The organism is Pseudomonas sp. KH_017 (assembly GCF_057840285.1).
Map to the genome: position 1 here is coordinate 1,414,229 of NZ_CM174509.1, position 26,206 is coordinate 1,440,434.

Annotated in this window: 32 protein-coding genes, 1 tRNA gene and 2 pseudogenes; 20 read left to right on the top strand and 15 right to left on the bottom strand. The window is 59.3% G+C overall.

What is annotated here, in order from left to right:
- Positions 1-25 precede the first annotated feature (25 nt).
- The 4 genes from AC3IT6_RS06355 (at position 26) to AC3IT6_RS06370 (ending at position 2,203) form a co-directional block, all read left to right on the top strand.
- Entirely contained in the window at positions 26-781 is a 756-nt protein-coding gene (locus tag AC3IT6_RS06355) for a TPM domain-containing protein (RefSeq protein WP_489354639.1), read from the top strand.
- 28 nt (positions 782-809) lie between these two features.
- A complete protein-coding gene (locus tag AC3IT6_RS06360; RefSeq protein WP_150727578.1) occupies positions 810-1,427 on the top strand; it encodes a TPM domain-containing protein in 618 nt (205 codons plus the stop codon).
- A gap of 130 nt (positions 1,428-1,557) precedes the next feature.
- Entirely contained in the window at positions 1,558-1,860 is a 303-nt protein-coding gene (locus AC3IT6_RS06365; RefSeq protein ID WP_489354640.1) for a helix-turn-helix transcriptional regulator, read from the top strand.
- Positions 1,847-2,203: a putative holin gene (locus AC3IT6_RS06370; RefSeq protein WP_150727576.1), complete on the top strand. Its 357-nt coding sequence runs from the start codon at positions 1,847-1,849 to the stop codon at positions 2,201-2,203. Before AC3IT6_RS06365 ends, AC3IT6_RS06370 begins: the two co-directional genes overlap by 14 nt.
- Positions 2,204-2,317: 114 nt before the next feature.
- Here the strand turns inward: AC3IT6_RS06370 and AC3IT6_RS06375 are convergent, their stop codons facing one another.
- Positions 2,318-2,743: a helix-turn-helix domain-containing protein gene (locus tag AC3IT6_RS06375; RefSeq protein WP_489354641.1), complete on the bottom strand. Its 426-nt coding sequence runs from the start codon at positions 2,741-2,743 to the stop codon at positions 2,318-2,320.
- Positions 2,744-3,044: 301 nt separating this feature from the next.
- On the opposite strand from AC3IT6_RS06375, the gene AC3IT6_RS06380 reads away from it, so the two are divergent.
- From AC3IT6_RS06380 to AC3IT6_RS06390, 3 genes are all read left to right on the top strand, one after another.
- Entirely contained in the window at positions 3,045-3,323 is a 279-nt protein-coding gene (locus tag AC3IT6_RS06380) for an Ogr/Delta-like zinc finger protein (protein WP_150727575.1), read from the top strand.
- 2 nt (positions 3,324-3,325) lie between these two features.
- Positions 3,326-3,688, top strand: coding sequence for a hypothetical protein (locus tag AC3IT6_RS06385; RefSeq protein WP_150727574.1), 363 nt, complete (start codon positions 3,326-3,328; stop codon positions 3,686-3,688).
- A gap of 132 nt (positions 3,689-3,820) precedes the next feature.
- Entirely contained in the window at positions 3,821-5,035 is a 1,215-nt protein-coding gene (locus AC3IT6_RS06390; RefSeq protein WP_489354642.1) for a class I SAM-dependent methyltransferase, read from the top strand.
- On the opposite strand, the gene AC3IT6_RS06395 is transcribed toward AC3IT6_RS06390, so the two are convergent.
- Positions 5,026-6,015, bottom strand: coding sequence for a DMT family transporter (locus tag AC3IT6_RS06395; protein ID WP_489354643.1), 990 nt, complete (start codon positions 6,013-6,015; stop codon positions 5,026-5,028). The genes AC3IT6_RS06390 and AC3IT6_RS06395 overlap by 10 nt on opposite strands.
- Positions 6,016-6,309: 294 nt before the next feature.
- On the opposite strand from AC3IT6_RS06395, the gene AC3IT6_RS06400 reads away from it, so the two are divergent.
- From AC3IT6_RS06400 to AC3IT6_RS06410, 3 genes are all read left to right on the top strand, one after another.
- Entirely contained in the window at positions 6,310-6,891 is a 582-nt protein-coding gene (locus AC3IT6_RS06400; protein WP_223446078.1) for a DJ-1/PfpI family protein, read from the top strand.
- A gap of 14 nt (positions 6,892-6,905) precedes the next feature.
- Positions 6,906-7,211 carry a ribbon-helix-helix domain-containing protein gene (locus AC3IT6_RS06405; RefSeq protein WP_008051823.1) on the top strand — a complete coding sequence of 102 codons (306 nt, stop codon included), beginning with the start codon at positions 6,906-6,908 and terminating at the stop codon, positions 7,209-7,211.
- Positions 7,212-7,389: 178 nt separating this feature from the next.
- Positions 7,390-7,734 (top strand): YegP family protein, encoded by a 345-nt coding sequence (locus AC3IT6_RS06410; RefSeq protein WP_489354644.1) that lies wholly within the window; start codon positions 7,390-7,392, stop codon positions 7,732-7,734.
- Positions 7,735-7,865: 131 nt separating this feature from the next.
- On the opposite strand, the gene AC3IT6_RS06415 is transcribed toward AC3IT6_RS06410, so the two are convergent.
- Positions 7,866-8,885: a DUF4917 family protein gene (locus AC3IT6_RS06415; RefSeq protein WP_489354645.1), complete on the bottom strand. Its 1,020-nt coding sequence runs from the start codon at positions 8,883-8,885 to the stop codon at positions 7,866-7,868.
- A gap of 131 nt (positions 8,886-9,016) precedes the next feature.
- Between AC3IT6_RS06415 and AC3IT6_RS06420 the strand changes: the two genes are divergently transcribed.
- The 4 genes from AC3IT6_RS06420 (at position 9,017) to AC3IT6_RS06435 (ending at position 13,788) form a co-directional block, all read left to right on the top strand.
- Entirely contained in the window at positions 9,017-9,925 is a 909-nt protein-coding gene (locus AC3IT6_RS06420) for a LysR family transcriptional regulator (RefSeq protein ID WP_489354646.1), read from the top strand.
- Between the two features lie 240 nt (positions 9,926-10,165).
- Positions 10,166-11,359 (top strand): CaiB/BaiF CoA transferase family protein, encoded by a 1,194-nt coding sequence (locus AC3IT6_RS06425; RefSeq protein ID WP_489354647.1) that lies wholly within the window; start codon positions 10,166-10,168, stop codon positions 11,357-11,359.
- Positions 11,356-12,282, top strand: coding sequence for a hydroxymethylglutaryl-CoA lyase (locus AC3IT6_RS06430; protein ID WP_489354648.1), 927 nt, complete (start codon positions 11,356-11,358; stop codon positions 12,280-12,282). The genes AC3IT6_RS06425 and AC3IT6_RS06430 overlap by 4 nt, the downstream gene beginning before the upstream one ends.
- A 174-nt stretch (positions 12,283-12,456) precedes the next feature.
- The gene (locus tag AC3IT6_RS06435; protein WP_489354649.1) at positions 12,457-13,788 is read left to right on the top strand and encodes an MFS transporter; all 1,332 of its coding nucleotides are present in this window, start codon (positions 12,457-12,459) and stop codon (positions 13,786-13,788) included.
- Positions 13,789-13,916: 128 nt separating this feature from the next.
- On the opposite strand, the gene AC3IT6_RS06440 is transcribed toward AC3IT6_RS06435, so the two are convergent.
- Positions 13,917-14,405 carry a DMT family transporter gene (locus AC3IT6_RS06440; RefSeq protein WP_489354650.1) on the bottom strand — a complete coding sequence of 163 codons (489 nt, stop codon included), beginning with the start codon at positions 14,403-14,405 and terminating at the stop codon, positions 13,917-13,919.
- A 77-nt stretch (positions 14,406-14,482) separates the two neighbouring features.
- Here AC3IT6_RS06440 and AC3IT6_RS06445 point away from each other — a divergent pair, with 77 nt between their 5' ends.
- Positions 14,483-15,391 (top strand): LysR family transcriptional regulator, encoded by a 909-nt coding sequence (locus tag AC3IT6_RS06445; RefSeq protein ID WP_489354651.1) that lies wholly within the window; start codon positions 14,483-14,485, stop codon positions 15,389-15,391.
- A 20-nt stretch (positions 15,392-15,411) separates the two neighbouring features.
- Here AC3IT6_RS06445 and AC3IT6_RS06450 read toward each other — a convergent pair whose 3' ends face one another.
- Both AC3IT6_RS06450 and AC3IT6_RS06455 read right to left on the bottom strand, forming a co-directional pair.
- Positions 15,412-15,696 carry a type II toxin-antitoxin system RelE/ParE family toxin gene (locus tag AC3IT6_RS06450; RefSeq protein WP_489354652.1) on the bottom strand — a complete coding sequence of 95 codons (285 nt, stop codon included), beginning with the start codon at positions 15,694-15,696 and terminating at the stop codon, positions 15,412-15,414.
- Positions 15,686-15,925, bottom strand: coding sequence for a CopG family ribbon-helix-helix protein (locus AC3IT6_RS06455; RefSeq protein WP_489356490.1), 240 nt, complete (start codon positions 15,923-15,925; stop codon positions 15,686-15,688). The genes AC3IT6_RS06450 and AC3IT6_RS06455 overlap by 11 nt, the downstream gene beginning before the upstream one ends.
- Positions 15,926-16,078: 153 nt before the next feature.
- On the opposite strand from AC3IT6_RS06455, the gene AC3IT6_RS06460 reads away from it, so the two are divergent.
- The 5 genes from AC3IT6_RS06460 (at position 16,079) to tam (ending at position 19,959) form a co-directional block, all read left to right on the top strand.
- The gene (locus AC3IT6_RS06460; RefSeq protein WP_108227804.1) at positions 16,079-16,717 is read left to right on the top strand and encodes a LysE family translocator; all 639 of its coding nucleotides are present in this window, start codon (positions 16,079-16,081) and stop codon (positions 16,715-16,717) included.
- 79 nt (positions 16,718-16,796) lie between these two features.
- Entirely contained in the window at positions 16,797-18,143 is a 1,347-nt protein-coding gene (locus tag AC3IT6_RS06465) for a sensor domain-containing protein (protein WP_489354653.1), read from the top strand.
- 118 nt (positions 18,144-18,261) lie between these two features.
- A complete protein-coding gene (locus AC3IT6_RS06470) occupies positions 18,262-18,420 on the top strand; it encodes a KGG domain-containing protein (protein ID WP_150727559.1) in 159 nt (52 codons plus the stop codon).
- Between the two features lie 72 nt (positions 18,421-18,492).
- Entirely contained in the window at positions 18,493-18,996 is a 504-nt protein-coding gene (locus AC3IT6_RS06475; protein WP_489354654.1) for a DUF4142 domain-containing protein, read from the top strand.
- 192 nt (positions 18,997-19,188) lie between these two features.
- On the top strand, positions 19,189-19,959 hold the full coding sequence (tam, locus tag AC3IT6_RS06480; RefSeq protein ID WP_489354655.1) for a trans-aconitate 2-methyltransferase: 771 nt from the start codon (positions 19,189-19,191) through the stop codon (positions 19,957-19,959).
- Positions 19,960-20,330: 371 nt separating this feature from the next.
- Here the strand turns inward: tam and AC3IT6_RS06485 are convergent.
- The 9 genes and pseudogenes from AC3IT6_RS06485 to AC3IT6_RS06525 form a co-directional block, all read right to left on the bottom strand.
- Positions 20,331-20,585 (bottom strand): annotated as a pseudogene (locus tag AC3IT6_RS06485) (type II toxin-antitoxin system HicB family antitoxin); the annotation flags it as partial.
- A gap of 77 nt (positions 20,586-20,662) precedes the next feature.
- Positions 20,663-20,932, bottom strand: a complete 270-nt coding sequence (locus AC3IT6_RS06490; RefSeq protein ID WP_489354656.1) for a short-chain dehydrogenase — start codon at positions 20,930-20,932, stop codon at positions 20,663-20,665.
- A 463-nt stretch (positions 20,933-21,395) separates the two neighbouring features.
- Entirely contained in the window at positions 21,396-22,940 is a 1,545-nt protein-coding gene (locus AC3IT6_RS06495) for a Fic family protein (RefSeq protein ID WP_489354657.1), read from the bottom strand.
- 331 nt (positions 22,941-23,271) lie between these two features.
- Positions 23,272-23,345, bottom strand: a tRNA-Gly gene (locus AC3IT6_RS06500).
- 181 nt (positions 23,346-23,526) lie between these two features.
- Entirely contained in the window at positions 23,527-24,411 is an 885-nt protein-coding gene (locus AC3IT6_RS06505; RefSeq protein ID WP_489354658.1) for an alpha/beta fold hydrolase, read from the bottom strand.
- A gap of 313 nt (positions 24,412-24,724) precedes the next feature.
- Positions 24,725-25,417 (bottom strand): pseudouridine synthase, encoded by a 693-nt coding sequence (locus tag AC3IT6_RS06510; protein ID WP_489354659.1) that lies wholly within the window; start codon positions 25,415-25,417, stop codon positions 24,725-24,727.
- Between the two features lie 37 nt (positions 25,418-25,454).
- On the bottom strand, positions 25,455-25,670 hold the full coding sequence (locus tag AC3IT6_RS06515; RefSeq protein WP_489354660.1) for a cysteine-rich CWC family protein: 216 nt from the start codon (positions 25,668-25,670) through the stop codon (positions 25,455-25,457).
- Positions 25,667-25,810, bottom strand: coding sequence for a hypothetical protein (locus AC3IT6_RS06520; protein WP_489356492.1), 144 nt, complete (start codon positions 25,808-25,810; stop codon positions 25,667-25,669). The genes AC3IT6_RS06515 and AC3IT6_RS06520 overlap by 4 nt, the downstream gene beginning before the upstream one ends.
- Positions 25,784-25,972, bottom strand: a pseudogene (locus AC3IT6_RS06525) (GGDEF domain-containing protein); the annotation flags it as partial. The gene AC3IT6_RS06520 and the pseudogene AC3IT6_RS06525, both read right to left, overlap by 27 nt.
- Positions 25,973-26,206: the final 234 nt, after the last annotated feature.

Sequence of the window (26,206 nt, forward strand, 5' to 3'; positions counted from 1 at the left end):
GGCGTCACCACGCAAGAGGTTGCCAATGCGCGTCCTGAAAACAGGCCTGTTGCTGTTGTTGTGGGTGGTGGCGATCACGGCCAGGGCCGAGCTGAGCTTCCCGGCGCTGACCGGGCGGGTGGTCGACAATGCGCAGATGATCGAGCCATCGGTGCGCCAGCAGCTCACCCAACAACTTCAGGCCCATGAGCAAGCCACCGGCGAGCAGCTTGTGGTCGTGACTTTGCCTGATTTGCAAGGCACCGACATCGCCGACTTCGGTTACCAACTCGGCCGCCACTGGGGTATCGGGCAGAAGGACAAGAACAACGGCGCCTTGCTGATCATCGCCCGGGACGAGCGCCGGTTGCGTATCGAAGTCGGTTACGGCCTGGAGGATCGCCTGACCGATGCCCAGAGTTCGGTGATCATCAACCAGGTCATCACCCCGGCGTTCAAGACCGGCAATTTCAGTAAAGGTATCAGTGACGGCGTGGCAGCAATGCTGGTGGTGCTGGGCGGCAATCCCTTGGACGAACCCTCCACGGCGTATGAGTCCAGAGGTGATCCGGGGGACGATTTCATCGCGCGACATCCCGGTTTGTTGGTGTTTTTGGTGATGTTGTTCATCCTGACTGTTTTTGTGTCCCAGATGCTCGGTATCCTTCCCGTCGGCCGGGGCGGCTCCGGTGGATCCGGGGGCGGCTTTGGCGGTGGTGGGTTTGGCGGCGGCGGTGGAGGGGGAGGCTTCAGCGGCGGCGGGGGCAGTTTCGGCGGGGGCGGTTCGTCCGGCGGCTGGTGATAATAAAAACGAGCAGGCACTTCACGACATGGCATTACTGACTGAACACGAACAACGCAAAGTGGCCGAGGCCATTGCCCGGGTCGAGCGCGAGACCGACGCAGAACTGGTGACCGTGCTCGCGGCCCGCGCCGACGACTATGCGTACATCCCGCTGCTGTGGGCCAGTCTGCTGGCGCTGCTGGTACCGGGCATCGTGCATTACTTCACCGGTTGGCTGACCCTGCACAGCCTGCTGCTGGTGCAATGGGCCATCTTCATCGTGCTGTGCCTGGTGTTCCGCCTGCCGAAAGTCACCACCCATCTGATCCCGCGCTCGGTGCGCCACTGGCGTGCCTCGAACCTGGCGCGCCGGCAGTTTCTGGAGCAGAACCTGCACCACACCGAGGGCAGCACCGGCGTGCTGATTTTCGTTTCCGAAGCCGAGCGTTATGTGGAGATCCTGGTGGATGAAGGGATTTCCAGTCGCCTGGACAACAAGAACTGGGACGCGATCGTCGCCACTTTTACCCAGCAGGTGAAGCAGGGGCAGACGCTGCAAGGGTTTGTCAGCTGCGTCGAAGCCTGTGGCGAGCTGCTCAAGGTGCATGTGCCGGTAACCCATGTGCGCAATGAGTTGCCGAACCGCTTGGTGGTGCTCGGCTAAGTCTTGTTGTGGCGTTGTGTAGCGCCCGTCGCTACAACTCCCGTTAATTGTCCGGGTTCGGCCTTGCCATCAGAATTTCTCTCTAACAGTGGACGCCCAGCGACGGGTGTTCCCGCGAAGAGGGATTCTTATGACAACCCAACAATCGAATGACTCTTTGGCACGGGTAGTTCCTGACAGAGAGGGAAGTACGCCAACGGCGAAGCTGACGGCGAAAGAAACTCAAATCCTGATGTGGTGTTTCAAGGGCAAGACTTCCTGGGAAATCGCCAGGATCGAGAACTGCGCGGAATCTACCGTCAATTTTCACTTCGCCAATATTCGCCGAAAGTTCGCTGTCAGTTCGCGCAGTTCCGCCTTGCTCAAGGCCATCGAGTCGGGAGCGATCATCGTGGACTCGGTCGTTGCGCGAGGTGTGCATGAGCCTGACTGATTCGACCTACAACGGTATCAGTGGGCTCATGTTGGGAATGGGGATTGCAACGCTGCCAGTCGTTGATGGCGAGGCACTGTTCGGTGCAATGCTCGGAGCGTGGCTGGTCACGACCACTCGCACTGACTTCAAGGCCTGGCAGCGCATTGGTTCCTGGTTGCTGTCTGCGGGTGTCGGTTACCTCTTTACACCTGTCGCACATCCGCTGGCGCCTTTCCTGACAGGAGGCGTGACAGCCTTTCTTTGCGCACTGGTCGTTATTCCTATCAGCATCAAGCTCATGCAATGGATCGATAGCGCCGGTATCGGCGAAATCATTCGACACCTGAGAGGGCGGAAATGATGGTTCGTCAAAGGCTTGCCCTGGTGTGGGTACAGGCTGGCGTGTTATCAGCGCAGTTATACCTGTTGCCCGTGGCACGTCTTGAGGCAATGAAACTTCTGATGACATATGTCATCAAGTTTCAGTCGAGGATTTAAGTGTTGCAAGAATAGAGGCCATTTCGGAAAGTCTGAGTTCCATATCACGCAGTCTTTGCTTTTCCTCGAGTGCGTTTTGTATGGCGCAGCGATCATCTTCGTCGAGCAACCGCCAGAGCGCGAGAATGGTGTCTTCCCGTGTTGTGCTTGCCTGATCAGGCTCCGAAGAATCAGTAACTGTTTGTCTCAGGACCGGCCCTTCACCCAGCAGCAACCAGTCAAGGGAGATTCCCCGCGCTTGTGCGATTTCTACGCATAATGAGTATGGCGTGCTATCGCGGCCTCTCCAGCTACTAAGTGTCTGCGGGCTGATCTGTAGCGCGGAAGATAAAGAAGCATCGGTTTTTGTGCCAGTAACCTGCTTTAGTCGAGCCAAAACAGCTTGTGATTTTTTGCTACGCAATTTGAGCCTCTTCCTTTTGACATATGCTTTTTGAGTGCCTAATTTATGCGTAATGAGTACTTTTTTTCATAATAAGTAATCAATCATCAAAGATGAGTCAGAAGAATACGATGTCGAAACTTCTTAATGGTATCAGGGTGATTTCCTACGAGCATGGCTCGAACCCATTTCGCATCTGCCCGATGCACTTCCTTATGTCTGGCAGACACTGTTCGCAAGTCCGGAGCGCCACGATGAACGTCTCAAGCAGTATTGCGTTTGATCAGGTTGATTGCCACCCAATGACCGTCGGGAATCAAGCATGAGTACTTATAAAATGGTGTGCCCGCACTGCTTGAGCAGGATGCGCATCCGCACCAGCGAAGGCCGGCATATTTTCCTGCGGGTGGCGTATCTGCAATGCACGTCTGAAGCTTGCGGTTGGTCCGTTCGTGCCGAATTTGAAATGACCCATGAACTTTCGCCCAGTGGCATGCCCAATCCGGCCGTGCGCCTGCCTTGCGCCGGGCCCGATTTGCGTCGTGCCGCCCGGCCCGTTGCAGTCAGTCCTGCCACGACAGAAGTGCCGCAGGAGACGTGAGCATGAAGATTACCGATGAAAATGCAGGTCTGAATGAGGAGCTATTGGCGATAGCCCAGGCGTTTCTGGGGCGTCATGAAAGTGAAGGGGGGATCGATGATCAGATCCTGTTTTGTCGAGCGGTGAAGCATCTGCAGAATATGGATGTACCGATGCACCTGGCGGAAAGGCTGGTCAGCCGTGCCTATGGCGTACTCAAGTCGTGCAACGACCGGCGGCGCCTGGACATCGATGCCAGTTCCGAAACGGTCGCCGTGGTGACTGATCCTGCCAATGGCCTGACCTGGGCAGTGCCAGTGGGGCTGATCGTCAAACACATCATTAACTCACCGAATAACCGCAGGCTTCGCCTGGTGGAACCCTGAGGTTTCAACGCTTGTATTGAGGTCCTGGGCTGCATGACTGGGACCTGCCGCAAAATAACCCCGTGCCCAAAGTCCTCGTCCCCCTTAAAATACCGGCATTCTCCGATTTGCATCGCCTGAGGCCGTTTTTCCATGTCCGTCACCGCCACTCCCGCCAGCCTCGCGCCGGATCATCACGCTCAGTTCATCGACCTGCTGCAAACCAGCCTCGAGCACAATGCGTTCATCAAACTGGTGCTGGCCAAGTACGTGGGCGATGAAACGGACCTGCAGCGGATCATCATCAAGCCGGTGACGGTCAAGGCGCAGCCTTGCCTGTCTTTTGTCTACCGCTACAAGACCCGCGATATCACCAAGAACCTGCCGCTGGCCGACGGCGTGGCGAGCATTGCCGAGCTGTTGCCTGCGTCGTTCAAAAATGCGCATTTGTTGTCGCTGACCGACGAAGCCCAGCTCGAATACAGCAAAAAAGGCAAGTCATCGCTGTTCAAGAGCCAACCTCAGCAATTGCGCGAAGTGCCATCGCCCGAGCACAACCGTGAGAAAAACCGTTTTCTTGACCTGAGCCGTCCGTTTCTCGCCGACCTGGGTGTGACCAACAAGCAGCATGAACTGATCCCGGCGATGTCGCGCAAGTGGAAGCAGATCAACAAGTTCATCGAAGTGTTCAGCCATGCGCTGACGTCGTCACCCCTGGCGCTGGACAAACCGGTGCGTGTGGCGGACTTCGGTTCGGGCAAGGGCTACCTGACCTTCGCCATCCACGATTACCTGCGCAACACCTTGAAGGCCGAAGGCGAAGTGACCGGTGTCGAACTGCGTGAAGACATGGTCACCCTGTGCAACACCGCGGCTGCCAAGCTTGAACACCCCGGCCTGGTGTTCAAGTGCGGTGACGTGCGCAGCGTGGCGCCGAGCGAGCTGGACGTGATGATCGCCCTGCATGCCTGCGATATCGCCACTGACTATGCGATCCACACCGGCATCCGTTCCGGCGCCTCGATCATCATGTGCTCGCCGTGCTGCCACAAACAGATCCGCCTGCAAATCCAGAGCCCGGCGCTGCTCAAGCCGATGCTGCAATACGGCTTGCACCTGGGCCAGCAGGCCGAGATGGTCACCGACAGTTTGCGCGCATTGTTCCTTGAGGCTTGTGGTTACGAGACCAAGGTGTTCGAGTTCATCTCACTGGACCACACCAACAAGAACAAGATGATCCTGGCGGTCAAACGCGCCGAGCCGGTGGACCCGGCCCAGTTGCTGGCGAAAATCCAGGAGCTGAAGGATTTCTATCAGATCAGCGAGCACTGTCTGGAAACCTTGCTGCGCGCTGACGGTTACCTCTGATCCTGTGGGAGCGGGCTTGCTCGCGAAGGTGTTGGGTCAATCGATATTGGTGTTGAATGTGGAGCCGCATTCGCGAGCAAGTCGGATCGCCGCACCGCCGCTCCCACATGGGGTCTGATTGCGGTCTTGCGGCCCAGCATCACCGTTACGATCACCCCGCCAGCAAACAGCCAGGTAATCGGCTCCACATGTTCACCGAAGAACAGCGCCGAGAAGGCGATGGTGAAAAAGATCTGCAGCAACTGGATCTGACTGACCCGGGCAATGCCGCCCATGGCCAGCCCGGCGTACCAGGCGAAGAAGCCGATGAACTGCGAAAACAGCGAGACGTAACCGAAGGCCCACCAGGTCTTGGCGGAAATTTCGCCCTGATGCTGCAGTGCCAGATACACCACCGGGCCGATCAGCAGCGGCGTCGACAGCACCAGCGCCCAGCAGATCACCTGCCAGCCACCCATCTCCCTGGCCAGCCGGCCTCCCTCGGCGTAACCCAATCCGCCCACTGCAATGGCGCCGAGCATCAGCAAGTCACCGGCCTGAATGCTGCCGGCACCGCTGATCAGTGCATAACCGAGCACCAACGCACTGCCCAATGCGGCGCAGGCCCAGAAGGCTTTCGAAGGCCGCTCATGGGACAACCACGCGGCGTACAGCGCCACGCACAGCGGCTGCAAACCGTTGACCAGCGCACCGTGGGACGCCGGCAAGGTTTGCATGGCCCAGGCCGACAATACCGGGAAACCGAGGATCACCCCGGCCATCACCAGCGTCAGGCCTTTGACCTGTTTCCAGGTCGGCCATTTTTCTCGGTGCCACAGCAACAGCAACGCCGCCGGAACCGCCGCAAACAGTGCCCGGCCCAGGCCGTTGAGCAGCGGGTGCAGTTCCTGCACGACGATCCGCGTGAAGGGCAGGGTGAGGCTGAAGATCACAACGCCGAGCAGGCCCAGGGCCATGCCGGTGTTTTCGCGCGAGGACATGATGGCAACCAGAATATTGGGAAATGGGGTGGGGCTTCATATAGCCATAAACCGTGGGTTTCCCGCTGTTACAGCTAGGCGCTGAGTTATCCGTACAGTTTGCGGGCCTCTTCGCGAGCAAGTCGAATCGTCGCACCGCCGCTCCCACATTGGAATGCATTCCCCTGTGGGAGCGGGCTTGCTCGCGAAGAACGATAACGCGGTCCATCAGGTAGTAGCCGGTTGTTACCCGACCCACCGGATAAGGACTACCTTGAATACTCCTGCAAGCCCACTTCCAGAGGAGTCCTCCCCATGGCTGCGAAAAAAATTCTGATGCTGGTTGGTGATTACGTCGAAGACTATGAAGTGATGGTGCCGTTCCAGGCGTTGCTGATGGTCGGCCACACGGTGCACGCCGTTTGCCCGGACAAAGCCGCCGGCCAGACCGTGCGCACGGCGATCCATGACTTCGAAGGCGACCAGACCTACAGCGAAAAACCCGGCCACCTGTTTGCTCTGAACTTCGATTTCGCCAAGGTCAACGCCGCCGATTATGACGCGGTGCTGATTCCGGGCGGCCGTGCGCCGGAGTACCTGCGCCTGAATGAAAAAGTCCTGGAGCTGGTGCGCGCATTCGACAAGGCCGGCAAGCCGATCGCTGCCGTGTGCCATGGTGCGCAGTTGCTGGCGGCCGCGGGTGTTCTCGAAGGTCGCGAATGCAGCGCTTATCCGGCCTGCGCTCCGGAAGTGCGACTGGCGGGCGGTACGTATATCGATATTGCGGTGACGGACGGCCATGTCCAGGGCAATCTGGCCACGGCGCCGGCCTGGCCTGCGCACCCGAACTGGCTGGCCGGTTTCCTGGGGCTGCTGGGTACCAAAATCACGCTGTAACGAGGGATAGGTCCATGTGCGAGCTGTACGTCAAAGCCGACCCGATACTCTACGAATCGCGCTCCCGCTCGCTGCGCATCTGCGGGGTGGTCACCACCCTGCGGCTGGAGAATCAGTTCTGGGACATCCTCAGCGAAATCGCCGAAGTCGATGGCATGACCACCAATCAGTTGATCGCCAAGCTGTATGAAGAGGTGATGGACTATCGCGGCGAGGTGGTCAATTTCGCTTCGTTCTTGCGGGTGAGTTGTACGCGGTATCTGAGCCAGCGGCGGACGTCGGCGCCGGAGTTGTCGGTGGTGCGGGCAGTGGTGAAGTAGTCAAAACTGCGTCGACCCCTTCGCGAGCAAGCCCGCTCCCACAGGTTCAATGTGATCCCTGTGGGAGCGGGCTTGCTCCGGGCGGCGTTCCGACGAAGGGGCCGGTACAGGCGACAGAAACACCAGGCTGGTCTTTACTGTGAAGCGCGCAACCTTTCAATCGCCAAGGAGAAAGAGCATGTCCGGATGGTATGAAGTGAGCAAAAGCAGCAATGGCCAGTTCAGGTTTGTCCTCAAGGCGGCCAACGCCGAGACCATTCTGACCAGCGAGCTGTACACCACCCACGCCGCCGCCGACAAAGGCATCGCCTCGGTTCAGGCCAACAGCCCGCTGGATGAGCGTTACGAGAAGAAAACCACCAAGGATGGCCACCCGTATTTCAACCTCAAGGCAGGCAACCACGAGATCATCGGCAGCAGCGAGGCCTATGCCTCACCGGCGGCCATGGAAAAAGGCATTGCCAGCGTGAAGGCCAACGGCTCGTCCACGGTGGTCAAGGACAAGACGTTGCCGGTGCTTTGAGTACACCTTTCAAATCCAACACCAATCCCTGTGGGAGCAAGCTCGCTCCCACATTCGACCGCATTTTATCTGAAGGAACTCGGTCACCTGTGGGAGCGGGCTTGCTCGCGAAAGCGTCAGATCGGCCAGAACTAAACTTCGACTGGAACCGATAACTTGGGGCCACCCAACGCATGGCTCTTCGAATCAAAAAACCGCAACTCAACCCCCGTCCCCTCAAACACCTTCGCGTAATGCCGCTTCTGGTGCTGGATGAACGCCTTGCTGCGCGGGTAAATCGAGATCGCCAGCACCTGCGGTTTCGCCAGGCGCAAGGCGTGGATGATGTGGCTGTCCTGCTCCCCCAGCGCATGGCCGAAGATGCACAGTGCCTGGCCGTGACCGAGTAGTTGCTCGTAGCAGAACGACAGGTAATCCGAACTGCGAATGGTCTTGAGCTTGTCCGCACTCGACCCTTCGTTGACGAACAGTGGCACGTCGTCGAGGGTCTTGATCGTGTTGTTGATGGCGAAGTTGCCCAGCAACGTGCCCTCGGTCGACATCAGCTTGCGCGCCGTACCGTCCTGGTTGCGCACCAGGTGCAGACCGCCGTGCAGGTACAGCAAACGGGTTTTGTCGGTGGCCGTGTCGCTCAGGTCGAAACCGGGTTCGGCGCCCTGGAACAGATCGGTGATCGCCTCAGGCTGGTGTTGCACCGCCCAGTAGTTGAGCAAGTCGTAGTTGGTGGTGAACACCGTGCGGTAGCTGGCCAGTTCCTGATTGATGGTAACCAGCGTCGAAGGCACCACCAGCCGCCACGGGATATGCACCGCATGCACGGTGTTGATCAGCGCTTCCTTGATCGCGTAGTAGCGATTGCGTGGGGCGGCGGAGCTGACAGCCAGGGCCTTGTTGACCCGGCTGGTGGTTTTCAGTGCGCTCAGTACCTGCTCGAAACTGCGGGTCTGCATCGCATCGAACACGCTCAGCTCGGACGGGCTCAGGGGTTTTTCTTCAACGGTGCGGGCGTTTTCGAACAGCGACTCGTAGCCGAAATCGTCCCACACCGCGCGACTGGCACCGTTGCCCACCAGCAAACCACTGAACGAAGCGGTGCTGCGCAAGGCGTTCCAGTCTTCAAGTTGAGCATCGACATCCTGGAAATCGGTCATTGCGGTCTTCGTCTCGAGGCAAAAGGTCTGTGGGCGGCGACTTTATCACGACCGGTGCCCGGACCACGGCACGACGCGGGCGAAGAACGCTATGCTGCGACTTCGCCTGAGCCGACTTCGCCGAGTACCCGATGCTGCAAAAAAGCCTGATCCGCCGTCTCGACCTCATCACCCTGCAACTGTTCGTCGCCGTGCATGAGGAGGGCACGCTGACCCGTGCCGCCTCGCGCGAAGCGATTGCCGTCTCGGCGGCGAGCAAGCGCTTGATGGAACTGGAGGAGGCGCTGGGCATCAGCCTGTTCGTGCGCCAGGCCAAGGGCATGTCCCTGACTCCGGCCGGTGAAACCCTGCTGCACCATGCCCGGCAGATGTTGTTCAACGTCGAGAAAATGGGGCTTGAACTGGGCGAGCACAGCCACGGTGTGCGCGGCTATGTGCGGATGCTCGCCAACCTGTCGGCGATCATTCAGTTTTTGCCCGAGGACCTGCGGGATTTTTCCGAGCGTCACCCACAGGTCAAGACCGACCTCGAAGAACGTCCCAGCTCGGGGGTGATTCAAGGCGTGCTCGACGGGGTGGCCGACCTCGGGATCTGTTCCATCGACAGTGACATCAAGGGCCTGCACAGCGTGCTGTATCGCCAGGACAAGCTGGTGGTGTTGATGCCGCCGCACCATCCATTGGCGAGCCGCTCGAGCGTGGCGTTCGCCGATACGCTGGACAGTGATTACGTTGGGTTGCATGCCGCCAGTTCGATCAACATGCGTACCCACGCCGCAGCGCGCCAGGCTGGCAAGGTGCTGCGGGTTCGTATTCATGTGCCGGGGTTTGATGCGATGTGCCGGATGGTCCAGGCCAACATGGGTATCGGCATCCTTCCGCAGCGCGCCTTTGAATTGTTTGGCCGGGCACTGGGTTTGCACGCCGTGCCGCTGACGGACGAATGGTCGGACCGGGCGTTGATCCTGGTGGTGCGCGACGAGGCGCTGCTGTCGCCGGTGAGCCGGATGTTGTTTGAGCATTTGCGCGGGACGGTCTGAGAATTCTCGGCTGAATGGGCCGGCCTCTTCGCGAGCAAGTCGAATCGTCGCACCGCCGCTCCCACATTGGAATGCGTTCCTCTGTGGGGGCGGGCTTGCTCGCGAAGGCTGCCCTGAGGTCACGACAATCTCCCCGAGCGTTCGCATTTCGCGAACGCTCGTTGCCAACTGAAGGTTGGATTCCCGAGCCCCCTGTCCTCTAGCCTTGGCACATATTCCAAGAACAAGAGGTACCCCGCGATGACTGCCCCCTTGAGTGCGATCAAAGTGATCGAGATTGGCACGCTGATCGCTGCGCCGTTTGCTGCGCGCATGCTGGCCGAGTTCGGCGCCGAGGTGATCAAGATCGAAGCCATGGGCCAGGGCGATCCCCTGCGCAAATGGCGCAAGCTGCACGAAGGCACCTCGCTGTGGTGGTACCTGCAATCGCGCAACAAGAAGTCCCTGGCGCTGAACCTCAAATCCCCCGAAGGCATCGAACTGGTCAAGCAACTGGCGACCAGCGCCGATGTGCTGATCGAGAATCTGCGCCCCGGAGCCCTGGAGAAACTCGGCCTCGGTTGGGACGTGTTGCACGCGCTCAATCCCAACCTGACGCTGGTGCGGATCTCCGGTTACGGCCAGACCGGCCCGTACCGTGATCGTCCCGGTTTCGGTGCCATCGGCGAGGCCATGGGTGGGATTCGCTACACCACCGGCACGCCCGGTTCGCCACCGGCGCGGGTCGGCGTCAGCCTCGGCGATTCCCTGGCATCGCTGCACGCGGTGATCGGCGCGCTGATGTCATTGCTAAGAGTCAAGACCGGGCAGGGCGGCGGGCAAATCGTCGATGTGTCCTTGGCCGAAAGCGTGTTCAACGTCATGGAAAGCCTGGTGCCGGAATACGACATGCTTGGCCATGTGCGTGAACGCAGCGGTGGCGCCTTGCCGGGGATCGCGCCGTCCAACACCTATCTGACAGCCGACGGCGCCTACGTGGTGATTGCCGGCAACAGCGATCCGATCTACAAGCGTCTGATGCAAACCATCGGCCGCGCCGATCTGGCCGAGGCGCCGGAGTTCGCCCACAACGACGGGCGTGCAGCCAAAAGCAATCTGCTCGACGCCGCCATCACCCACTGGACCAGCAGCCTGCCCATCGACGAGGTGCTGGTCGCCCTGGAAGCCGCCGAAGTCCCGGCCGGGCGCATCTACTCGGTGGCCGACATCGTTGCCGATCCGCACTATCAGGCGCGGGACATGCTGCTCAATGCCGAGCTGCCCGATGGCGCCACGGTGAAGATGCCGGGCATCGTGCCGAAACTCTCCGAGACGCCCGGCGGCGTGAACTGGTCCGGTCCCGGACTGGGCCAGCACACCGACGGCATCCTCGCGCAATTGGGCCTGACCGCGATGGACATCGAACGCCTGAAAGTCGAAGGAGTGGTGCAATGATCAGCGATTATCCCGACAGCCTGATCGTGCAGGAAGTGTCCCCGCGCGACGGTTTGCAAATCGAGCCGACCTGGGTTGAAACCCACGACAAGATTGCCCTGATCAATCAATTGTCGCAGGCCGGATTCAGCCGCATCGAAGCCGGTTCGTTCGTGTCGCCCAAGGCCATTCCGGCGCTGCGCGATGGCGAACTGGTGTTCAAGGGCATCACCCGGCAACCGGGGGTGATCTACGTCGCGTTGATCCCCAACCTCAAAGGCGCGCAACGGGCGCTGGCATGTCGCGCCGAAGAGCTGAACCTGGTGATGTCCGCCAGCCAGACCCACAACCTGGCGAACATGCGCATGGGTTGTGAAGATTCATTGACTGCGTTTGGCGAGATTGTGCAGTTCGTTGGCGACAGTCCTGTGCGACTCAACGCCAGCATCGCCACCACCTTTGGCTGCCCGTTCGAGGGCAAGATCGATGAGGACCGCGTGCTGCAAATCGTCGACGCCTATCAGGAGCTCGGCATCCAGGGCATCACCCTGGCCGACACCACGGGCATGGCCAACCCGCGTCAGGTCGACCGGCTGGTGCGCCGGGTGTTGCAACGGGTGTCCCCGGCGGACCTGACCCTGCATTTTCACAACACCCGCGGCCTTGGCCTGTGCAACGTGCTGGCCGCCTACGAGGCCGGTGCCCGCCGCTTCGACGCGGCCCTCGGTGGCCTCGGCGGCTGCCCGTTTGCGCCGGGGGCATCGGGAAACATCTGCACCGAGGATCTGGTGAACCTGTGCGATGAAGTCGGCATCCACACCGGTATCGATTTGCCGCTGCTGCTGAAACTGTCCCGAGGACTGCCGGCGCTGCTTGGCCATGAAGTGCCCGGGCAACTGGCCAAGGCCGGGCGCAATTGTGACCTGCACCCGATCCCCACCTGACACCGCAGAGCCCCTGTGGGAGCGGGCTTGCTCGCGAAGACGGAGTGTCAGTCGACATCAATGCTGAATGTCAGACCGCTTTCGCGAGCAAGCCCGCTCCCACAATAAAAAAGCACCTCAACCAGACAACAAAAACAATCGGACACCCACGGGAAGTCCGCCTGGAGAAACGCAATGAGCCTTAATGCACTGGAGGCCGGCGCGAGCCCGGCCGTTAGCCACGACGAAGAAAAAGCCCTGGTCAGTAAAGTCGCCTGGCGTCTGATGCCGCTGATCATGGTCTGCTACCTGTTCGCCTTTTTCGACCGCATCAACATCAGCTTCGCCAAGTTTCAACTGCAGGCCGACCTGAGCCTGAGCGACACCGCGTACGGCCTCGGTGCCGGGTTGTTCGTGGTCGGTTATGTGATTTTCGAAGTGCCGAGCAACATGATGCTGTACAAGGTCGGCGCCCGGCGCTGGATCGCCCGGATCATGATGTCCTGGGGCCTGGCCACGGCGGCCATGGTGTTCGTCAACAGCGAATGGCAGTTCTATGTATTGCGCTTCGTGATCGGTGCGATGGAGGCGGGGTTTGCCCCGGGCGTGCTGTACTACCTGACCCTTTGGTTCCCGCAGCACTATCGCGGGCGCATCACCTCGATGCTGTTCCTGTCGTCGGCGTTCGCAGGCCTGGTGGGCGCACCGTTCTCGGGCCTGGTGCTGCAACACCTCGACGGCGTGCTGCAAATGCGCGGCTGGCACTGGCTGTTTCTGCTCGGTGGCGTGCCGTGTATCGGCCTCGGTTTGCTGGTGCTGACCCTGCTCAAGGATCGCATCGAAGATGCCCATTGGCTGACGCCTTCGGAGAAGACCTTGCTGGCCAGCCGCATCGCTCAGCATGAGCCGCACAAGAGTGGCGGTTCGCTGCTCGCCGCGCTGCGGATTCCGGGTTTCCTGACCTTGGGCCTGATCTATTTCCTGATTCAGGTAGCGTCCTACGGTTTGAATTTCTGGGCGCCACAACTGATCCGCAGCGCTGGTACTGAAAGTCCGGTGATGATCGGCTTGCTGACGGCCATCCCTTACATCTGCGGTGCCATCAGCATGGTGGTGATCGGACGCCTGTCCGATGCTTCTGGCGAGCGACGCAAGTTTGTCGCCGGTCTGGTGGCGGTCGGTGCGGTCGGGTTCTTCTGCGCGGGGATCTTCGCCAACCACACGACCTTCCTGATTGTCGCGTTGGGCCTGCTCGGTGCCGGGATCATCGCCTCCATCCCGAGCTTCTGGACCTTGCCGCCGAAACTGCTGGCCGGTGCCGGTGCTGGCGCGGCGGGCGGGATTGCGGTGATCAACACCCTGGGCCAGTTCGGCGGCATCGTCAGCCCGGTGATGGTCGGCCGGATCAAGGACCTGACCGGCAGCACCACACCGGCGCTGTATGTCATTGGTGTTTGTGCGCTGATTGCGGTGGCGCTGTTGCTGTGGGGGTTGCCGCAGAAGTTGCGGACTTTGGACAAGGCTTGATTGCTGCGGTGTCAGATAAATCGCTTTCGCGAGCAAGCCCGCTCCCACAGGGACCGTATACTCCCTGTGGGAGCGGGCTTGCCCGCGAAGACTGACTGAAAAACACCATAGTACTTTCGGTTTTCCCCTCAACCCGCCGTCGCCAAACCCTTGGCCGGTGCATCAAAAAATTGAATCAACACCACCCCGGCCATCAACAGCGCCACCCCAAACACCTTCGGCAAGGTGAGCTGCCGTTCCATCAACCCAAACCAGCCGAAATGATCCAGCAACAACGACGCCACCACTTGCCCCGCCAGCGCCAATGCCATGAACCCCGCGGCACCCAGCTTGGGCAGCAGCACCAATGCCAGGGAAATGAATATCACCCCAAAAGCGCCACCGGCCCACATCCAAAGCGGCGCCTTGCTAATGAATGCCAGAGACGGCAACGGCAATCGCATCGCCACGATGATCGGCAACAACACCAAAACGCTCACCAGCAACGAGGCGAGCGTCGCCCACAACGGATGGCCCAACCCGCGCCCGAGGTTGACGTTGATCGCGCTCTGAAACGGCACCACCGCCCCGGCGATCATCGCCAGCCCTATCAGACCGGCCCAATGCAACGTACTCATGATCGATCTCCAACAGGTTTTGCTGGACTCTAGGGTATTCGTCGCGCAGATTTAAATTCCGTTTTGTTATCCAGAACATGCAGCAAATGAATGATCTACGACGCATCGACCTCAACTTGCTGGTGATCCTCGACGCCTTGCTCAGCGAGCAACATGTGACCCGGGCGGCCGAGCGTCTGCACTTGAGCCAGCCAGCGGTCAGTCATGCGCTGGCGCGCTTGCGTGACCTGCTCGGCGATCCGCTGCTGGTGCGCGCCGGTGCCAGCCTTGTACCGACTCCGCGAGCGCTGGAACTGGTGGCACCGCTGGCCGAAGCCCTGGCCCAGGTGCAAGCGTTGCTGGCGCCGAACGCCTTCGATCCCGCGACCACCCAGCGCACCTTCCGCCTGGCGATGTCCGACTACGGCGCCGCCATTGTCCTGCCGGGACTGATCCGGACGTTGCGCCGCGAAGCGCCGGGCATCGACCTGCAAATCAGTCATGGCAGCCGTGAAAGCATGCTCGAAGGGGTGCTCAACGGTGACATTGACGTCGCCGCCGGTGTATTCCCGGAAATGCCCAACGAATTGCGCAGCACCCCGCTGTTCGAAGAGCACTACGCCTGCCTGGTGGACCGCAGCAGCCTGCCCGCCGATGGCGGCCTCGACCTGCCCACCTATCTGGCACGTCCCCACGTCCTGTTGGAAATGCGCGGCAGCGGCACCCCGGAGATCGAACGCGCGTTGACCGCCTTGCGCGAACGCCGGCGTGTCGCCATCAGCCTGCCGCACTGGAGCGTCGCCCCGCAGCTCATCAGCGGCACCGACCTGATCCTCACTGTCGCGTCGCGCGGCTTGCGCGATATCGATGAGACCTCATTGGTTGTCGTGCCACCGCCGTTTCACATTCCATCGTTCACTTTTGTGTTGGCGTGGCATAAGCGGCGGGGTGGGGATCAGGCGTTGAACTGGTTGAATCGGAGGATTGGGGAGGGAATCGATCGCTAGAGACTTTTCTAAAATGGCCTTTACCCATTGGACGGTGGCAGGCGACGCGTATGAAAAATTCGTAGTACCTGAAGCCGACCTTGGCGAACCCGGTAGGGAATCAAATAGGGTCGATCAGGCATGACCCATTCCCGGGAACCGGGTAAGCGTCCTTCACGACCCGTCGCTGGAAATCGGGCAAGGTGATCGACACTGGCGAGAATCGCCTGGACAAAATCTGCTGCAGCTTCTGGATTTTCGATGGCGATGTACGCGGCTTCGTCATCCAGATTCTTTAACGCCGTACGCAACCACTCAACGCGCATTCGCCGTCCACTTGTCAGCCATTGCGTTCACTTCTTCTTGTGTCGCGAAGTCACCTTCATCGGCTTCTTTCAAGGCTTGCTGAATTTCTTCGATTTGCCACGCTTCACGGGCCAGGTATTCACGCAGCGCATCCACGGCCAGAAATGATTTGCTGCGGCCCGTTGCTTTGGAAAGACTCGCGAGGGTATCGGCGATTTCGTCTGGTATGCGCAGGGACATAACTGACATGGTGGTCTCGATGTAGTGGTTTGTAATACAACATACTACACCGTCATCAGTGAGGCGGGACCAGCCCGTTCGTCTGTCGAGATGTTTCAGTCGACAGGCAATGACCTGATATAGACTGGCGACCATTCACCAAACAGTTCAAAAGGACTCCCAATGACCCCATCGTTGCTAATGGCCGTGCTTGCCTCGGGTTTTATCTACGGCATCACCCCGGGGCCGGGTGTGCTGGCAGTGTTCGGCATTGGCGCGGCCCATGGGCGACGGGCCGGGGCGGGGTTTCTGTGCGGGCATTTGCTCGGCGATGTGATCTGGTGCAGCACGGCGCTGATCGCGATTGTCGGTGCGCGGGAGATCGGCAGTACCGCGTTCGACGTGCTCGGTGTGCTCAGCGGCCTGTACCTGTTCTGGCTCGGCTGGCGTGCGGTGCGCGCCCGGCGCAGCAGCGCTGATGCGCCGCAGGGCCCGGCGCGGCAGCCGTTCTGGCACGGCATTCTGTTTGGCCTGACCAATCCCAAGGCCTATCCGGTGGCGGTGGCGACGTTCACGGCGTTGCTCTCGAGCCGCGCGGAACTGCTCAACTGGTCAATGCTGCCGGCGCTGATCGCCCTGAGTTTCGTCGGCGGGTTGCTCGCCTACGCTATTCTCATTGGCGTTGTCGGTGCGCGGCGAGTGCGCAGTTTGTACCAGCGTCATGAACTGGCAATCACCCGGTTGTGCGGGGTGATGTTCATCGGTTTCGCCATCAACGCGCTGGTCCATGCGTTGCCGGGGCTGATGCCGAACAAGGCTTGACCATGATCACAAGGATGCAAGGTCGACAGGGCAGGGATGATAGATAAGCGCTGCATTATCGGGACACCCACGCTAAACCATGGAAAACCGAAATTCCGCGCCGCTGGCGAGCTATATCGATCTGTTGCTGGACGCCGTTTGTGCGGTGGATAAACAGGGCCGCTTCGTCTTTGTCAGTGCGGCGTGCGAGCGCATTTTCGGCTACAGCGCCGATGAGATGATCGGCCAGCCGATGATCGATATGGTGCACCCGGGCGATCGCCAGCGCACCCTCGACGCCGCCCGGGAAATCATGGGCGGCGAACCCAAGCTCAACTTCGAAAACCGCTACCTGCGCAAGGATGGCCGCGTGGTGCACATCCTCTGGTCGGCGCGTTGGTCCGAGGACGATCAGTTGCGCATCGCGGTGGCCCGCGACATCACCGAACGCAAGCAGGCCGAATCCCGACAGGCAGCGTTATATGCGATTTCCGAGGCGGCCCATGCGGCAGAGGATCTGCTGGCGTTGTTCAAACGCATCCACATGATCATTGGCGAATGGCTGCCAGCACTGAATTTTTCCGTGGCGCTGTACGACGAGCACTGCGCGCGGCTGAATTTCCCTTATCACGTCGATGACCACGAGCCACGGCCCGAACAGCCCGGAACCATGACCGGGCGCTTGTGTACCGAGGTGATCCGCACGGGACAGCCGATCCTGTTGACCCCGGACCAGTGCACACCTCCTGCCGGCTTCGAAGTGCTGTTGACCGAGCAGAACGCTCCGTGTTGGCTGGGTGTGCCGCTGAACTCGCAAAACGGCACCATCGGCGCGTTGATCGTCAAAAGCATTCCGGGCGGCGAGCACTACACCGAGCAAGACATGGAACTGCTGCAATACGTCTGCGCCCAGGTCGCGACCGCTATCGAGCGCAAGCAACTGCATGCCCGCCTGCAATACATGGCCCAGTACGACCAACTGACCCAGTTACCCAACCGTGAACTGCTGCGCGACCGGCTCAAGGCATCACTGCAAGTGGCCCGGGAGAACCGCGGGCGCATGGCGCTGTTGTACGTCGACCTCGACCGCTTCAAGCACGTCAACGACACCCATGGCCACGCGGTCGGCGACATGCTGCTGCAAGCGGTGGCCAACCGCCTCAAGGGCTGCGTGCGGGAAACCGACACCGTGGCACGCATCGGCGGCGATGAGTTCGTGGTGTTGCTGCACAGCATTCGCGCTGCGGGCGATACCGACATCGTGGTCGAGAAAATCCGTCAGGTCCTGGTCCAGCCCCTGCGCCTGGACGGGCACAGCGTGAATATCCAGCCAAGTATCGGCGTCGCCCGATACCCCGATCACGGCACCGAAGAGAAGCAATTGTTCCGGCATGCCGACGAGGCAATGTACTGCGCCAAACGCGAGCATCACCTGCGACTGGTCTGAAAACCCGGGCACCGTTCGTCGTGGTATCCAGGTAATTTTCTAAACCTTTTGGGACGCGCAACTTCAGATTCTATGGGGGCTACAGCTCGCCGCGATCATCACCAAGAGGAAGAGAATCATGCCTAATTCAAGAAACTCGAACTCGGGAAACTTCACCAACGATCGAACGAAGGCCTCTGAAGCCGGTCGCAAGGGTGGGAAAACCACCACCACGACCGTCGATAAAGACCCGGCGAAACCCGACATGGGTCGCAAGGGCGGTCAGAAATCCCGCTAAAGGATGCAGGTGGTTTTGATTGAGAGGCGGGGGCGAAAGCTCCCGTTTGAACTTTTCAAGGAGGGCGCGACCATGAACCGGATGGCCACCCGATTATGCAATGCCAGTTTTGCCGCGATTCTGGGCCTGATTACCAGCAGCGCCTTTGCCCAGTCGCCCGCCGAATTCATCGACGAGGCCTCGGCCAAAGGCATGGCCGACATCGAAGCCAGTCGTCTGGCGCATCAGAAATCCGAGTCCAAAGAGGTCAAGGACTACACCATTATTGTCATCAATGACCGCACCACAGCGAACCAGCACCTGGCGAAAATCGCCAGGCAACTGGATTTGCCGGTGGCCCCGCGCGAAGAAATTGTCGAAAAGGCCAAAGCCCTGATGCCACAAGTCATGGATGGTGCGACCTATGACGAGGCCTATACAGCCAGTCAGGTGAAGACCACCCAGGAAGCCATCGATCAGCTGCAGCAGGAAGCGCAAACTACCGACGTGCCGCAAATCAAGGCGTTCGCCGAAGAAACCCTGCCCAAATTGCAAAATCATCTGCAAATGGCCAAGGCGTTGCAGGCCAGAAGTTGAGCACAAGGTTTGAACAGAAACGGCGCGGGACTTCACTCACGCGCCGTTTTTCTTTTCCGCACTGATCCAGATGTGGCTTGGGGTTGTGAATGAAAATTCGACGTGACCGAAAAGGTGATTCTCTGAAACATTTAGCGGTGCTCGCCGCGGTATCGTAGCGGCCCGAGGACAACGCACTGACAGGAGAACGCAATGAGTTGGTCCGCCAATCAATACGTCGCTTTTGAAGATGAACGCACCCGTCCCGCCCGTGACCTGCTGGCAGCCATCCCCGCCGGGGACGTGCGCTCGGCTGTCGATATCGGTTGTGGCCCCGGTAACTCCACCGAGTTGCTGGTGGAGCGTTTTGCCAACGCAACGGTGCGTGGGCTGGACAGTTCGACCGACATGATCGAGGCCGCACGCAAGCGCTTGCCGCAGGTGCAGTTCGATGTTGCCGACATCGACACCTGGAATGACAGTGGCCCGTTCGACGTGATTTTTGCTAACGCGGTGTTGCAGTGGCTGCCCGATCACGCCACGTTGCTACCGTCGCTGGTGAGCAAACTGGCGCCGGGTGGCAGTCTTGCCGTCCAGATGCCTGACAACCTGAATGAACACTCGCACCGTTTGATGCGTGAAGTCGCCGCTGATGGCCCATGGGTCGGCAAACTGGCGGGCGCCGCTGGGCAACGGACGGAAATGGCCGATGCCAGTGGCTACTATTCGATACTCAAAGCCTGTTGCACCCGCGTCGATGTGTGGCGCACCACTTACCATCATCCGATGGTGGGTGGCGCGTCTGGCGTGGTGGAGTGGTTCAAGGGCAGCGGTCTGCGGCCGTTTCTCGATCCACTGGACGAGGCGGAGCGGGTGCAGTATCTGAAGCAGTATCAGACTGCTATCGAACGGGCGTACCCGGCCCTGGCCGATGGTTCGGTGCTGTTGCCATTTCCGCGACTGTTTATCGTCGCGACCCGCTGACGCGAAAAAGGGACAGTTGATGAGCGTCGACTGTCCCTTTTTACCGCTCGGAAAAATCACTGTGGCTTGTTCTTTTTTGAGCGCCGGGCACTCAAGTACTCAAAGGCAAACGAGGCAAAGCCGAACAACCCGATCATTGAAATGATCATGATTCCCAACTCTGAATTGTGCATGTTGATCTCGGGGCGAAGGGTGAGCCGGGAGAGTAAGGGATCAACTGCCGGGCTCAACGCAGCTCTACGGCTTCTTTACTCGCATGCGGTGATCTATACGCAAAAGATATGAGTTTCTGGGTGGCAGTGTCACATTCAGCGCTGAACACTGACCCACTGTTTTGAGTCATATCAGAAGCTCCAATCAGTTCACTCGATCACGTCGATTTCCACCAATGCCCACGTACAGCCTGCGTACTTCGGATTTGCCGCATGCAGGGTAACGCTGCTGGCTGAGGGGAAGGGCGCACCGTCCTCGACGAGCATCTCGAAATGCCCCTCAATGGCTTGTTGAACCATGGCTATTGCATCTTCCAGATCTTCACCGGCGCTAAAACAACCTGGCACATCCGGGACTTCCACGCCCCACGCATGTTCGTCGTCGCCCATGGAAATCGCAATCGGGTAAAACATGTTCATGGTCCTCCGTGAACACAGCGGGTGGGGTTATGAATCCCAAAGGGCGCCCCCGAAAGGCGCCGGGTGGACTGTCAGGATGGTTCTGCATCCATACGTCGAGCGATTACATCCAGCACATCGCAACCGTCGCGCAACGGCACGCAGCAGAGCAATGCGAAGTCACTGAGTACAACCGAGTCAGAGGTCAGGTCGCCGCGCATCGCGAGGTTTTCAAGAAGCTGCGTCACGGCGCGAATTCTGTAGCAGGCGGTGCTGAGCAGGGAGTGCAGGGGTTGGGTGGTGTTGACGTAGAGGGAGGGGAGGTCGTCGGCGTTGCTGGTTAAAGCCATGAATTCTTTCATGAGTGATTTCCTTGAATCGAGGTGATCTACCACTCAGTGTCGCCAAACAATGGGTGGCAGCTGTACGCGGGTTGGCGAACCGGGACAAGGCAAACCGGTAGACCCTGGGGTCTCCCACGCACAGCCGCCAAAAAAAGGCAGGTGAGTGCGTTCAGAAACGCTCCGAGATAGCTCGGAGGTTTCTGTGCTTTGCCATCGAGTCGCCAAACCCGATACGCCATTTGGGCGCGGTCGGACTATAGGTCTCATGACAAAGGCACAGCAATGCGCAAGTCTACGGACATTTCCCAGTGTCGTGTAGGACGTTGCTTTTTCTGGCGTTGATCTCCGTTGGGCCTTTAAAAGTGGGCCCTTAACACAAGCGTTGGCAGGCGCATCACCAAATCCCGCGCACAAAAAAACCGGTCACTCGGACCGGTCTTCTTTTCAGCTGCAGTTGCACGCTATCCAGCTCTACCGAAGATCACTCTTCACCAGCCCCCAGCACTCGATCCTCAAACGCGGAACGCACTGCATCCACAACACGTTGCGCCATGCCTTCATCTTCAAGCTGCGGGTATCCTTTCTTCAGCTTTCCGGACACCATCCAGCCATTCTCCTTGATCGAACGGATGATGCGGTTGGCATCCTGATCCGGCATTTCGATCACTTCTTTGAGTTGTTCCTGCGCTCGCTGAAAGATCATCAGTACTCTGGCCTCATCTGCCATCTCCGTACGAATCGTATGTTCGACAACGCGTGCGGTGTAGAGAACGTGCTCGGTCAGGTCTGGGTACCGCCAGGCAAAGCTTGCGTCTACGTATTCATCGAAGTTGAAATTGCTAAGCGTTCCGTCCTCGTAGGTCACCAGTTCGCCAAACCGATAGGCTGCCGCGTAACGGCGCATGAACGGTCGTGAGAATACTTCAAGCGTACGATCGTAGCCGGCCCTGAAATCGATAGAGCTGGTGATCGTGGCTGACACGGGCAGAATCACTCCGTCGGGCACTGCCTTGTCCCGGATCAAGGTGTCATTGATCAGGAAGCGATGAATCCGGCCGTTGCCGTCACGCATTGGATGGATGTACACGAAGCCGAATGCAAGCACCGCGGCGCGTGCCACTGACTCGGCACCACGCGTTGCGACCTCGAACTCGTTGAGGCCTTCCAGGAGGGGGGCAAGATCTTCAAAGTGCGGGGCAATGTAATGCACGATGTCTTCGCGCATTGTGGCTTGTCCCACGAAGACAGGGGAGCGTCGCAAGCCTAGTCCGATGGCATCGTGGCCCAGAATGCCGGCTTGCAGGGACCGAAGGGTGTCGTTGCTCAATGGGGCATCTATATGGCCGCAGTGCTGGGCAATGACATGCGCAAACCGCTGGATGCGATCGGCCTGGTCGGCTTCCTTTTCGATGAGAAAGCTCGCGCGCGATTCCTTGAACGTCAGCCAACTGGCCGTTCGCATCAGGATGTCGGGACCAAAGGCTTGATCCAACTCATCCAATGCCGCACGCAGATCGAACTGCAAGGCCTCCCGCACTGGCTCGGTACGACGAACCAAGGGGCAGAAGTCGGGTGTCCCCGGCAGATTGTTATTGATTCGCCAGCGCCGCGTTCGCAACGACTCGCGACGAGTCAGGTAGTTTTGTGGTGAAAGTACATCAACATAGGCGCCATTGGTCACATCAGGCACCTCCAGACGTTCCCCTGTCAGCCATTCGTAGAGGAATCCTGTGCGACGGGCATACTGGCCAAAAGGCTCCCGTCGACACCAGTCTTCAACAGGCTGCGGGCCTATGGCCGCAAACAGGCGAGCAAAGAACTCGAGATGAATCTCTTCGTATTTGAGACCGAACTCGAAATGCCCTGCGAAATCGTCTGCAGGGCGGTAGCGTGGCGGATACCTGTTCTCCACGTTTCCGGCGCTTTCACGGCTGACACGTACGGTGCCAATCATCGACTGTACGCGCAGAGGCTGCGCCAATGCGATGTTGTAACGGTTCGCGAGGGTCTGGAAACCGACTTGCATTGACGAAATCCTTTACGGGGACAGGAAAAACGCTAACAGAACTTCAATATTATGGCGAAACGATAATTTCGTGGGTGGAAAAATACTAATGCTGGATGAAATTTGATACTGAATTCGTATTTTTGGAGAAAAACGCTAATAGCTTTCAGAGTAGTCGCCACAGCCGCGAAAGAAAGAATGTACTCACCGATCACCGGAAAGTGACCGACCAAGCTATCCACGAATCCGACGCCATCAAATTACGCCCATAAAAAAACCGGCCATCAAGGCCGGTTTTTTCTGTCTCTACATCCCCCGTCAAAACCACCCTGACGTGAGATCATAATTCGATTGGAGCGGGTGAAGGGAATCGAACCCTCGTTATCAGCTTGGGAAGCTGGAGTAATGCCATTATACGACACCCGCTCAGAGCGCTGACTTTGTACCAGATACGGCCGCGGATTTGAAGTTTTTCTTTACGTGGAGCGGGTTTAACGCAGATGTGACAAAAAAGCCCGGACCGCATGACGGTCGATCGCGGGCAAGCCTCGCGCCTGCAGAATGCGTTTAACGCAGCAGGGCGGGGCTTGCTCGCGATGACGCTACTTCAGCTTGCCAATGCATGGTGTTCCTGGACGTTGTGGTAACGCGGTCGGCTTTCGAGTTGCGCTGGTTTCAGGAAGCCCATCAGTGCGTTGCGGCTGTCTCGGCAGGCGGCTTTGTGCTCCATGTCGAGAAAGTGGCCGGTGGCCTGAATGGTACTGAACGTGCTGTGTTGCACGTGGCCGGCGAACAACCGGGCGTCGTCGGCGGCAGTGTATTCGTCCCATTCGCCGTTGAGGAACAGCACCGGCACGTCGATTTTCTTCGCCGCGTGCAGGTAGCACTGGCGATCGCTGTGCAGCACGTCGTTGATGTGGAAGTGCATCTGCCCGTACTCATGTTCGGCCAGGGAGCTGACGTGGCGATAGTTGAAGCGCTTGAACAACGACGGCAGGTGTTTGCCGATGGTGTCGTTCACCAGGTGCCCGACCCGGTCGCGGTCCAGGTTGCCGAGGTGTTCGACGCCGCGCTCGAGGTAGTCGAGCATGTGCGCGTTGATCACCGGGGAGAACGAACTGATCACGGCTTTTTCGATGCGCCGTGGCCGTTGCGACAACGCCATCATGGTCGCGGCACCGCCCCAGGAAAACGACAAAACGTGCTCGGCGGCGAAGTGGTCGATCAGCTCAAGCAGGATCAGTCCTTCGATTTCCTTGGTGAGCATTTTTTCATGCAGGTTGTGGGCTTTTGACCGGCCCGCGTAGGGCTGGTCGTAGCAGACGACGTTGAACTGCGGATGGAGGTTTTTCACGGTTTGTGCAAACGACGCAGTCGTGGCCATCGAGCCGTTGACCATAATAATGGTCTTCTCTGCGGCGTCTGCGCGATAGAACTCCGTGTAAACCCGATACTGACCCTGTATATCCAGCACAGCGATTTCTGGCCTCATGTCATAAGACTCCTGGCAAGCGGGTATGCGCGCAATAGAGATTGCACGAGCTTTGTGACAGGTAGGCATACGCCTGGAATTTGAGAGGCCCATGTCGATCCATTGCAGTCCGGTCGACGGGTATTGTTATTGGCGGGCAGTCTGCCGGATGAGGCCGGAACCCTTGAGTTCCTACCGGCAAAAAGTTTCTTAGAAGTATGTGGTGACTCGTCGGTCACATTTCGGCCGACGTCCTGATTCAAGCAGGGGTCACGTCATCGCGCAAGTGCCGTTGGTAAATTGTTCGACAACTTTCTGCTCGGCGGTAGCCTGCTTAGATCAATCCGATCTCTGCATCGCTCAGTGGGCGGTATTCGCCCGGTCTCAACGCGTTGTCGAGCACCAGCGGTCCCATGCGTTCGCGGTGCAGGCGCATCACCTTGTTGTTGAAGTGACCGAACATGCGCTTGACCTGGTGATAACGGCCTTCGACGATGCTCAGGCGTGCGCATTTTGGCCCGAGCAGCTCTAGCCCGGCCGGTTGCGTGGTGAGGTCTTCGAAGGCGAAGTACAGCCCCTGGCTGAACGTGATCGCGTATTCGGAGCCGATGTCCTGCTCGGTTTCGACGTAATAGACCTTGGGCAGTTTGTTCTGCGGTTGGGTCAGGCGTCGCGACCAGCTGCCGTCGTTGGTGATCAGCATCAGGCCGGTGGTGTTGAAGTCCAGGCGTCCGGCGATGTGCAATTCGTCCTTGTCCGGTTCATGGATAAAATCGAGCACGGTCGGGTGCTGCGGATCCCGGGTGGCGCTGACGCATCCGGCGGGCTTGTGCAACATGAAGTGGCGCAGGGGTTTACCGACTTGCAGCACCTCGTTGTCGACTTCGACGCGGCTGAATTCGCGGACTTCGCTGTGCGGGTCGCTGACGACTTTTCCGTCGACCCGGACGCGTTTTTCCACCAGCAACAGGCGCACCTGCTTGCGGTTGAAGCACGGCAGGTTGCTGAGGAAACGGTCGACACGCATGACTTAAGGATCGGTGAAGAAAGGGGCGCGCATCTTACTAGATCGATTCGGGCGCTGCATGCAACTGCGCTTCGACCTCGGCGCAGCGCGGGCACAGGCACGAGGCGTTGCGCAGTTCCGTCGGCAGCGCCTGGAGCACGGCCGGGTCGATGCTGACGCCGTAGCACCAGCAGGCGCGGTCAGCGGTTCGCGGGTCGGCCAGGGTGCAGTCGTTGGGGGCGCCGCAGGCGGGGCAGAGGTCAGGCAGGCTCATGATGAATAGTCATAGCTGGAGTGAGGATTTTCCATGCAGGTTCGTTGACGGCCACTTTGCTTGGCCCGATTCATCGCATGATCCGCCCGTGACAGCAGGCTGTGCAAGGTGTCATCGGGCTGCAGGGTGGTGAGGCCGATGCTCACCGTCATCGGCAGCTCGGTGTTGACGAGGTTGTCGCGGATCGATGCCCGGGAGGCGTAGTAACTGAGGAAGGAGGTAGCGAGAAAGCCTGCGCCCAGCAATGCGACCAGTGTGAGCACCAACGAACGTTGAGAATACCGTGGCGAGCGAAGCGGCATGGTAGTTCCATTGGCAGTCATCCGAAGGCATGCATTCTAAGGGTACTGCCGGGAAAATAACTGCTCCATGTGCGCCGCGAATGGTCGTTCCTGTGTTCCACGGAGGTTGCGCGTGCTCCGTGTGGGAGCGAGCTTGCTCCGGGCGGCGATCCGACGATGGCGGTGTATCAGGCACTTCAGGGCTGAATGCCCCACCGCTAGTGTGAGCGAGACGGCCTTTTGATGGTGCTCGTG

What these genes read in the sequence shown, in the direction of transcription:
- AC3IT6_RS06425 (WP_489354647.1), top strand. Translation starts at nt 10,166, where the DNA reads ATGACTGCCCCCTTGAGTGCGATCAAAGTGATCGAGATTGGCACGCTG.
- AC3IT6_RS06390 (WP_489354642.1), top strand. Translation starts at nt 3,821, where the DNA reads ATGTCCGTCACCGCCACTCCCGCCAGCCTCGCGCCGGATCATCACGCT.
- AC3IT6_RS06440 (WP_489354650.1), bottom strand. Translation starts at nt 14,405, where the DNA reads ATGAGTACGTTGCATTGGGCCGGTCTGATAGGGCTGGCGATGATCGCC.
- AC3IT6_RS06455 (WP_489356490.1), bottom strand. Translation starts at nt 15,925, where the DNA reads ATGTCAGTTATGTCCCTGCGCATACCAGACGAAATCGCCGATACCCTC.
- AC3IT6_RS06365 (WP_489354640.1), top strand. Translation starts at nt 1,558, where the DNA reads ATGACAACCCAACAATCGAATGACTCTTTGGCACGGGTAGTTCCTGAC.
- AC3IT6_RS06360 (WP_150727578.1), top strand. Translation starts at nt 810, where the DNA reads ATGGCATTACTGACTGAACACGAACAACGCAAAGTGGCCGAGGCCATT.
- AC3IT6_RS06385 (WP_150727574.1), top strand. Translation starts at nt 3,326, where the DNA reads ATGAAGATTACCGATGAAAATGCAGGTCTGAATGAGGAGCTATTGGCG.
- AC3IT6_RS06395 (WP_489354643.1), bottom strand. Translation starts at nt 6,015, where the DNA reads ATGTCCTCGCGCGAAAACACCGGCATGGCCCTGGGCCTGCTCGGCGTT.
- AC3IT6_RS06475 (WP_489354654.1), top strand. Translation starts at nt 18,493, where the DNA reads ATGAACCGGATGGCCACCCGATTATGCAATGCCAGTTTTGCCGCGATT.
- AC3IT6_RS06495 (WP_489354657.1), bottom strand. Translation starts at nt 22,940, where the DNA reads ATGCAAGTCGGTTTCCAGACCCTCGCGAACCGTTACAACATCGCATTG.
- AC3IT6_RS06415 (WP_489354645.1), bottom strand. Translation starts at nt 8,885, where the DNA reads ATGACCGATTTCCAGGATGTCGATGCTCAACTTGAAGACTGGAACGCC.
- AC3IT6_RS06510 (WP_489354659.1), bottom strand. Translation starts at nt 25,417, where the DNA reads ATGCGTGTCGACCGTTTCCTCAGCAACCTGCCGTGCTTCAACCGCAAG.
- AC3IT6_RS06445 (WP_489354651.1), top strand. Translation starts at nt 14,483, where the DNA reads ATGCAGCAAATGAATGATCTACGACGCATCGACCTCAACTTGCTGGTG.
- AC3IT6_RS06470 (WP_150727559.1), top strand. Translation starts at nt 18,262, where the DNA reads ATGCCTAATTCAAGAAACTCGAACTCGGGAAACTTCACCAACGATCGA.
- AC3IT6_RS06435 (WP_489354649.1), top strand. Translation starts at nt 12,457, where the DNA reads ATGAGCCTTAATGCACTGGAGGCCGGCGCGAGCCCGGCCGTTAGCCAC.
- AC3IT6_RS06420 (WP_489354646.1), top strand. Translation starts at nt 9,017, where the DNA reads ATGCTGCAAAAAAGCCTGATCCGCCGTCTCGACCTCATCACCCTGCAA.
- AC3IT6_RS06490 (WP_489354656.1), bottom strand. Translation starts at nt 20,932, where the DNA reads ATGAAAGAATTCATGGCTTTAACCAGCAACGCCGACGACCTCCCCTCC.
- AC3IT6_RS06450 (WP_489354652.1), bottom strand. Translation starts at nt 15,696, where the DNA reads ATGCGCGTTGAGTGGTTGCGTACGGCGTTAAAGAATCTGGATGACGAA.
- AC3IT6_RS06380 (WP_150727575.1), top strand. Translation starts at nt 3,045, where the DNA reads ATGAGTACTTATAAAATGGTGTGCCCGCACTGCTTGAGCAGGATGCGC.
- AC3IT6_RS06505 (WP_489354658.1), bottom strand. Translation starts at nt 24,411, where the DNA reads ATGAGGCCAGAAATCGCTGTGCTGGATATACAGGGTCAGTATCGGGTT.
- AC3IT6_RS06515 (WP_489354660.1), bottom strand. Translation starts at nt 25,670, where the DNA reads ATGAGCCTGCCTGACCTCTGCCCCGCCTGCGGCGCCCCCAACGACTGC.
- AC3IT6_RS06355 (WP_489354639.1), top strand. Translation starts at nt 26, where the DNA reads ATGCGCGTCCTGAAAACAGGCCTGTTGCTGTTGTTGTGGGTGGTGGCG.
- AC3IT6_RS06410 (WP_489354644.1), top strand. Translation starts at nt 7,390, where the DNA reads ATGTCCGGATGGTATGAAGTGAGCAAAAGCAGCAATGGCCAGTTCAGG.
- AC3IT6_RS06370 (WP_150727576.1), top strand. Translation starts at nt 1,847, where the DNA reads ATGAGCCTGACTGATTCGACCTACAACGGTATCAGTGGGCTCATGTTG.
- AC3IT6_RS06405 (WP_008051823.1), top strand. Translation starts at nt 6,906, where the DNA reads ATGTGCGAGCTGTACGTCAAAGCCGACCCGATACTCTACGAATCGCGC.
- AC3IT6_RS06430 (WP_489354648.1), top strand. Translation starts at nt 11,356, where the DNA reads ATGATCAGCGATTATCCCGACAGCCTGATCGTGCAGGAAGTGTCCCCG.
- AC3IT6_RS06465 (WP_489354653.1), top strand. Translation starts at nt 16,797, where the DNA reads ATGGAAAACCGAAATTCCGCGCCGCTGGCGAGCTATATCGATCTGTTG.
- tam (WP_489354655.1), top strand. Translation starts at nt 19,189, where the DNA reads ATGAGTTGGTCCGCCAATCAATACGTCGCTTTTGAAGATGAACGCACC.
- AC3IT6_RS06400 (WP_223446078.1), top strand. Translation starts at nt 6,310, where the DNA reads ATGGCTGCGAAAAAAATTCTGATGCTGGTTGGTGATTACGTCGAAGAC.
- AC3IT6_RS06460 (WP_108227804.1), top strand. Translation starts at nt 16,079, where the DNA reads ATGACCCCATCGTTGCTAATGGCCGTGCTTGCCTCGGGTTTTATCTAC.